This is a genomic window from Xenorhabdus littoralis (assembly GCF_033949345.1).
Taxonomy (GTDB): Bacteria; Pseudomonadota; Gammaproteobacteria; order Enterobacterales; family Enterobacteriaceae; genus Xenorhabdus; species Xenorhabdus littoralis.
The window spans coordinates 1-5,693 of sequence record NZ_VCDP01000090.1; the positions used below are offsets into that span (position 1 = coordinate 1).

Sequence of the window (5,693 nt, forward strand, 5' to 3'; positions counted from 1 at the left end):
TTAGCCAGATAAATCAGAGAAGACAAGCGTAGCGCGTTAGCGTGATTTTAATCTGTCGTACTACACGAAATTAATGTGAGGTAATTATCTGATTTTATTTAGTCAGAGAAGTTAATCACAATTTTACTGATGTAATTTTATTCGCACTGTAATAGATAAATAATTCTGTTATATTCGGCTCCGCACTGTACCCAAAACAGACAATTGTAATTTCATCACTAAATTATTTTTACCATTCAGGTACTAATTAAGGATTGATACACTAAAAAATTATGGAAAGCACAAATGAGCAGGGTGATAGATAAAATCAATCAACTACTTGATCGTTCAGGTTTAGTTTTTACACTCATCACTGAAAATTTACCTGAGCAAGCCTTTGCCGTTGTGGATTTTTCCCTACACGAATCACTGTCTTTCCCCTTCCGGCTGGAAGCCACGCTGACCTGTAAAACCCCGGAGATTAATTTTGCCGATGTCCTTGACGGAAACGCCGTTTTTGCCGTGCATCGCAACGGGCAAGTTGAACGCCAAATCACCGGGATGATAACCCATTTTTCACTACTTTCAACCGGACGACACAGCAGCCACTACCATATCACCCTTCAGCCGCCTTTATGGCGCGCATCATTACGGGTAAATAGCCGGATTTTCCAAAATCAGTCCGTTGTGGATATTGTGGAAAACCTGCTCAGGGAAAACGGCGTGCGTAGTTTTTTCTTCGCGCTGGGTTATAAACACCCACCACGGGAATTTTGCGTTCAGTACGATGAAAGCGATTTGGCCTTTATTCAGCGCTTACTGGCGGATGAGGGTATTTTTTACTATTTCGTTTTCGATCAGGAACAACATGAACAACGTATTGTTTTTCACGACTCCTGTCTGTCGCTTAATCAGGTCATTAATGTCCCTTATCGTCCCGAAGCTGACGTCACGGGTGGAACAACCTGTATTCATCAATTTAGCTGGTCAGAACGCATTGGTGTTGCCAATATCACCACTAAAGACAGAACGTTTAAGAACCCACGCTGGAACCGGGAATTCTGGTATGAAGGGCGCAACCTTGATAATCAGCGGGTACTGAACAGCTATCATTATTACGATTTTCCCAGTCGCTTTAAAGATGATGATTTAGGCCAGCGGGCAAGCCAGTATCGTCTGGAATACCTGCGTCGGGATACTCAGCTTGGCAATGGTCATGGTGACAGTTTTGCCATGTGGCCGGGGCAATTGTTTAACCTGACCGATCACCCCAGAGAAACGTTCAACGACCAATGGCAACTCATCCAGATTACTCATTCTGGGCGGCAACCACAGGCAGATGAAACTCAATCCGGCGATGGCGGCACATGGCTGTCTAATCAATTTACCTTCACCACCCGAAAAAATTCTTACCGTCCTTCACCTTACCCAAAACCCAAAATGGAAGGCCCACACATTGCCACTGTCGTTGGACCAGAAGGTGAAGAAATCTTCTGTGACGAACACGGACGCGTTCGTATCCAGTTTGACTGGGACAGATACGGTGAATTTAATGACCGCAGTTCCTGCTGGGTACGGGTCAGTCAGGCGTGGGCCGGGCAATTAATGGGGATGATCGCCATTCCCCGTATTGGTCATGAAGTCTTGGTGGATTTTGTCCACGGCGATCCCGACCAGCCGATTATTGTCGGGCGGGCTTATCATGCCAACAACATTCCGCCAAACCGCCTACCAATGGCGAAAACCCAGATGTCGATCCGTTCAAAAACTCACAAAGGCGAAGGGTTTAACGAACTGCGTTTTGAGGATGAGAAAGATCGCGAAGAGGTCTTTATCCACGCGCAGAAAAACCTCGCCATTCAGGTACGCAATTCACGGGGAGAACGGATCAACTATGACCGTACAACCAGTATCGGCCATGATGATGAACTGGTGATAGCCAATAACCGTAAGGTGACTGTAGAAGGTCAACAGGATCATAAAACCACGGGTAATTATCTTGAACAGATTGACGGTGACCGCTCACTACAGCTCAAAGGCGATCTGGCTGAAAAAATTCAGGGGGTCGTCAGTGTGGATGCGCAGGGCGATCTGACCCTGCAAAGCGGCAGCAAAATTACCCTGAGTGTCGGGGGAAATTTTGTTGTGCTTCATGCCGGTGGTATTGATATCAAAGGTACCGCCATCAACCTGAACTCCGGTGGCAGCCCCGGTGATTTACTGGCACCCGCTAATCCCGCCATCCTGCTTGCAGCGGCAAGTGAAGGTTCGATGTTTGTCGCTCACTGCCCAATGAAAGAGAAGGAGAAACAAGAATGAGTCAGGAAAAGCTTTACGCTATCATTGATGGGGCAGCAGAACCCGATCTGTTTTTGATGCTGGAGCGTTATGACCCGCCTTCCGCCTGTCTTTATGGTGAGCCTCTCCAGTCAGAACTGGTTACAATCGCCCCTTATCTGGTACAGGTGGATGAAAAAGTCAAAATCTGGCTGGAATGCCGCAAAACTCCGTGGGGAATTTTTGTCCACAGTGCAGCAGATATGAAAACCGTGCGCCAGCATTTACGGAAATACCTGCAAGTCCTGCTTCCTAAGCAGGAAAAACCGGTATTTTTCCGTTTTTATGACCCGCGCAATATCTGGGATTTTCTCGGCGTATTGAGTGACTGGGAAGTACACTGTTTTTTAGGGCCGATCACGCAGGTCACGACACTTTATCTTGAAGAAGAACGCACGGATAATTTTGCCAAAATCAGAGAACCTTTTCCCGACAATGCTAAAGGAAGATATAAGATTTTAAAAATTAGCGAAGAACAGTATGAATTGATAGAAATAAAGCAAAAAGAGAAGTATTTACAAAAACTTTATTCTATTTTGTTATCCGAATTGTCAGAACTAAGAAAAAGCATAAGTATAGTCAACTCAATGCCATTTTTAGCTTTTTTCTATGACTATCTGATTGATGAAAAAATAATAGACATGCGTTCTATAGAAGAAATTCTTAAAAAAGTGATCAGAGAAGAAAAGTTCGATATTGATGAGTTTGATAAATCAATTTTAACCAGACTTACTGATGATGAAACTCCCGGTTGGTATAGGGCCAAAAAATTTCTTCTTAATATTTAATAACAATCAATATATGTATTAAAATTAATTCGGGAGAGAAACAATATGGGAAATGCCATCAGAATCGGTGATATGGGTACAAAACATGGTGATTGCCCTGCAACACCTGTAATTACTGGTGCCAGCAGTGTTAAGGTAGACGGTGTCTATATAGCCAGACAAGGGGATATTCTGGAATCCCACTCATCACATTCCCGGATGATAGCTGAAGGTTCCGGATCTGTGTTTATTGAAGGGAAACCTGCCGCTAGAACGGGAGATGCCGTTGATTGTGGCGGTATTGTTATTGGTGGGGGTAGTGTAAGTATTGGCTGAGGATATTTGGAAAAGTACATATAAATATACTGTGGTTCATACAAAAAAACACAGTTTATGAACTATATTTAACCAGCATTTCTTACTTAAATTCAGTTATTTTATCGTCAAAAGGAAGATTAGATGGAACCTATCAATGAAAAGGAAAAAACACTGTTAACAGCTCTTAACGATAATATCTGCTTTAACAAAAAAGAGGAGTTAATAAAAAAACTATCTGAACATGATGAAAATAACACATGGAGTGCGGGTAAAGCCTGTGCTACATGTCCGCCTCCGGAAGCGAGAGATGATTTTGTTAAGCATGTGTTAAGTCAAGTTCCATATGTTAACAAAGATGGTTTTTTTAAAAATACTGATATAATTCAAGATCATGTTACTGCTTTAGAGAGAGGTAAGATAAATGCAGTAAATGCAATCGTTCTGCATAGAACTGATAGTTATACTATGGCATCAGCAATATCATCATTTAGAACAAGAAAATTTGGAACGCATTTTATTGTAGACAAAGATGGCACAATAAAACAAACAGCTAGTTTAAACAAAATTACAGAGCATGTGGGGAGAATAAAATCAAAATGTAAAGAGGAAGGAACTTGTAAAAATAATGCAGAAAGAAAAAAAATAGATAGCTTTGGTTGGAATCCAGCTAAAATTCATGCCCATGAAAAATTAAAATCGTACCCTGACAGATACCCTACAAGTAGTGATAGCATAGGAATAGAAGTTGTTGCCAAATATGAGAATGATTCTTATCAAGAAGCAACTGAACAACAAAAAGAATCAATTAAAAAATTAGTTAATTTATTAAAGTGTAAATATAATTTAAATAATGGTGATATATATGAACATGATAAAATATCTTACAAAGCTCCAGGTGAAGGTGCTAATCTTTATTTTGATGATGTTTAGCCATTTCTCTTATTCTATAAATGAAAAAATAGAATTAATAGATCTCGTGGGATTAAAATTGTCTCAAAGTAATGGAGTGGGAACTATAGAGGCATGTAAAAAATGGAATTTAAACACAGATGATATTTATAAAATATTTAAGATAAGTAATGAATATGAGTATAATCCACATCGTGAATTTGATTATGCTCCATGTGATATGGAAGGAAGGGTTAGTTTCAATGGGAAAATATGGAATTTTTATATAAATGGTGGTGGTATAACTACCATTGAAAATAATAATAATACTATTTATCTAGGTTGTAACTCGAAAGAATGTGATCCTTTCTTTATTTTTCCTTTCGATGATACTAATTCATAATAGACATATAGATGGTAAAAATAGAATAAAAGTTTTAATTTTTACCATCTATAATATTACTTCAAATTACCAACTTTCATTGCCGTGATTAAAAAAATAAGTTATTCTAATTTGGTTTAAATCGCTTCTTAGCGAAAATAAAAAACTCTCGTAGCCTGAAAGAGAGAGCAAGTATTGCGGTACGTCTGCGCACCTTTGGAAGCAGATATTGTCAGACATAAACCCCTTGTCTAACAATGAAGGTTTTTTAAACTAAAAAATACCTCAAAAGGTGTTTTTAAACTGTTACCTAAGCGCATTGAACACTGAATCATGCACTTCACGTCATACCATAAAATTATTCTCATACACCACATTCATACTTCTACGATCTCTGTTTGAAATATTCAGCAGATAACTTTTCTGCATCCAAATAATTAACGCATAACTATCGTTTGACACTGCACCTTGCGGCGTTTGCTGTGCCTGCTGGCATTTCAACGTTCGCACGATTGTTGCTAACTGTTCGCGGATTTAAGGCGTCACTTTTTGTCGGTTTACCGCTGAAAGTGACGCCGCAGCAAAAGAATAATCTGACAATGATAGGCTCACGCCTACTTAACCACACAGTGAATCTGACACTGCATTTTATAGATTGAAAAATCATCAAAAGGAAAACCTGACGATATCGAGGCTGGAACTTTGCCAGTGGGGATGACCTGTTAATACAGGCGGCAGTACCGCGTACTCAACCGATACCCCGCAATACCTCAACACGCGTTCACTCTGGCGCACAGATATTCGTCAGGGGGTAAAGCCGGTATTTCCTGCTTTGTCCGTACTGTCGCGCGCCAGAGATCGCATGTAGAAAGGTTGAGTAAGGAGAAATCGATGAGTCGATTGATTAAGGAATTAAAGTTTTTTGCCCGACAGGGCGGTGGCAGCCATAAAACCTGTCATGACCGCATTCGGATCGCGGGGCGTTTGGGCGCGTTGTTACTGAGTCTGAATATTCAGGTTAA

At 40.6% G+C, this 5,693-nt stretch carries 7 protein-coding genes; all 7 read left to right on the plus strand.

The genetic code is table 11. From position 1 onward, the window contains the following. Positions 1-285: 285 nt before the first annotated feature. Complete coding sequence (locus FE394_RS17135) at positions 286-2,298, plus strand: type VI secretion system Vgr family protein (RefSeq protein ID WP_319927564.1); 2,013 nt, start codon at positions 286-288, stop codon at positions 2,296-2,298. Further along, a complete protein-coding gene (locus FE394_RS17140) occupies positions 2,295-3,104 on the plus strand; it encodes a DUF4123 domain-containing protein (protein ID WP_319927565.1) in 810 nt (269 codons plus the stop codon). The genes FE394_RS17135 and FE394_RS17140 overlap by 4 nt, the downstream gene beginning before the upstream one ends. 45 nt (positions 3,105-3,149) lie before the next feature. Then, positions 3,150-3,419: a PAAR domain-containing protein gene (locus FE394_RS17145; RefSeq protein WP_319927566.1), complete on the plus strand. Its 270-nt coding sequence runs from the start codon at positions 3,150-3,152 to the stop codon at positions 3,417-3,419. Between the two features lie 123 nt (positions 3,420-3,542). Further along, the gene (locus FE394_RS17150; RefSeq protein WP_319927567.1) at positions 3,543-4,331 is read left to right on the plus strand and encodes a peptidoglycan recognition protein family protein; all 789 of its coding nucleotides are present in this window, start codon (positions 3,543-3,545) and stop codon (positions 4,329-4,331) included. Positions 4,332-4,389: 58 nt separating this feature from the next. Next, positions 4,390-4,692: a hypothetical protein gene (locus tag FE394_RS17155; RefSeq protein WP_319927568.1), complete on the plus strand. Its 303-nt coding sequence runs from the start codon at positions 4,390-4,392 to the stop codon at positions 4,690-4,692. A gap of 434 nt (positions 4,693-5,126) precedes the next feature. Beyond that, positions 5,127-5,330, plus strand: coding sequence for a hypothetical protein (locus tag FE394_RS17160; RefSeq protein ID WP_319927569.1), 204 nt, complete (start codon positions 5,127-5,129; stop codon positions 5,328-5,330). A gap of 232 nt (positions 5,331-5,562) precedes the next feature. Beyond that, positions 5,563-5,693, plus strand: a 131-nt coding sequence (locus FE394_RS17165; protein ID WP_319927570.1) for a phage integrase N-terminal domain-containing protein, incomplete at its 3' end; no start/stop codon positions are given.